The organism is Micromonospora sp. S4605 (assembly GCF_003176715.1).
GTDB lineage: Bacteria > Actinomycetota > Actinomycetes > Mycobacteriales > Micromonosporaceae > Micromonospora > Micromonospora echinaurantiaca.
On record NZ_QGSW01000482.1, the window covers coordinates 1 to 1,665 of the forward strand.

Consider the following 1,665-nt stretch of genomic DNA (forward strand, 5'->3'; position numbering starts at 1 on the left):
GACCTGGACCGGCCGGCGCTGGGCCGGCACGGCCGCCCGGCCCGCGCCGCTGACCGGGGCGGGGGCGTCGGTGCCGCCCGGCCCGGCAACCGGGACGGGCTCCGGCGCCCGTCGCGGCGCGCGAGGCGCGACCACCTGGCAGGCGGCCAGCGCAGCGCCGGTGGCGGCGGTCAGCTGCGGGTGGGGCTCCACCTCGACCGGCACCGGGATGGCCGCGGCGAGCAGTTCGGCGACCAGCGGGATCCGGGTGGACCCCCCGGCGAGCAGAACGCCGTCGAGCTGCGCCGGCCGCAACCCGGCGGAGTGGACGGTGCGCACCAGCAGGTCGACGGTGGCCTGCACGGCCGGCCGGACCAGTTCCTCGAACGCGGTCCGGCTGATCGGCACCCGGGCCGGGCCGGTCGGCAGGGTCAGCAGCACGTCGGTCTCGGCGTCCACGGTCAGCTCGCGCTTGGCCCGCTCGCACTCCGGCAGCAGGCCGCGCAGCACGGCGTGCGCCGTCCGCCGGCCGGCGGCGCCGAGTTCCCGGGCCAGCACGGTGCGCACGTGGTCGGCCAGCGCCTCGTCGAAGTCGGCGCCGCCGAGCCGGTCGAGCCCCTGCGGGAGACCGAACGTCTCGTACGTGCCGCGCGGCGTGCGGCGCACCAGGGCCGCCTCGAAGGTGGCGCCGCCGAGCGCGTACACGGCCGCCGTGCCGCCCGGGAAGCCGCGGGCGGCATGGCTCTCGGCCACGGTGACCGTGCGGGGCAGCAGGGTCACCCCGGTCAACCCGAACTCGCGCAGCGCGTCGCGCAGCAGGTCGCGCCGGTGCCGGCCCCAGCCGGCGGGGTGGCTGAGCACGACCGCCTCGGCCGGCTCGCCCTCCTGGTCGTGGACGCGCTGCACCACCCAGGTCGCCAGCGCCGCGGTCAGCGTCTGGGGCGAGCACGGCTCGCCGGCGAGCAGCAGGGGCACGTCGTCGCCGACCCGGCGGACGAAGCCGCGGGCGGTCCGGCCGGGTTCGGCGACGGCGGGCTCGCCGACCAGGAACATGCCGTCCGCCGACAGCCGCAGCACCGACGGTACGGTCACCGAACCGTCATCCAGCGTGACCGCCTCGGGCCGGGTCCAGGTCGCTCCACGGCGCCGGGCCACACTGGCCACGGTGGTGGTGCTTCCGATGTCTATCCCCAGGACGTACGGCATCCGCTTTCTTTCCTCACCGCGAGTCGGCCCGGCCGGTGGCGACGGCGTCGGCACCGGTCGGCGACCACCCCCGGTGGAACCCCCGTGGGCTCCTACGTTCGTACCAGAGATCACTCCCGGATCGGGACCCTAACTCTGGCCGGCCCGAGTCCCCAGTCCCCCTAACGGACGAGGGGGCGGACACCCTAATCCGGCGGGGCGGGTTGCGGGACGTTCCCCGATGCCCGGTGCCGGCCCCCGGCCGTACGGTCGCTGTCGACGATCGACGGTCACCGACGCCAACCGAGGAGAACTGGCACCATGCCGCACCAGACCCTGCACGACTTCGTCCTCAACCTGCTCACCGACCCGGACGCGCGGTCGGCGTTCGACCTCGACCCGGAGGGCGCGTTGCGGGCCGCCGGCCTGAACGACATCACCGCCGCCGACGTGCAGGACGTCGTCCCCCTCGTGGTCGACTACGCCCCCGTCCACGGCCTC

The 1,665-nt window shown here is 76.3% G+C and carries 2 protein-coding genes; one reads left to right on the forward strand and one right to left on the reverse strand.

Features of this window, described 5'->3' with window-relative positions; genetic code table 11:
- A partial coding sequence (locus DLJ47_RS34825) for an Hsp70 family protein (RefSeq protein WP_109906561.1) occupies positions 1-1,185 on the reverse strand: 1,185 nt, incomplete at its 3' end.
- A 300-nt stretch (positions 1,186-1,485) separates the two neighbouring features.
- On the opposite strand from DLJ47_RS34825, the gene DLJ47_RS34830 reads away from it, so the two are divergent.
- Positions 1,486-1,665, forward strand: a 180-nt coding sequence (locus DLJ47_RS34830) for an IniB N-terminal domain-containing protein (RefSeq protein ID WP_199236138.1), incomplete at its 3' end; no start/stop codon positions are given.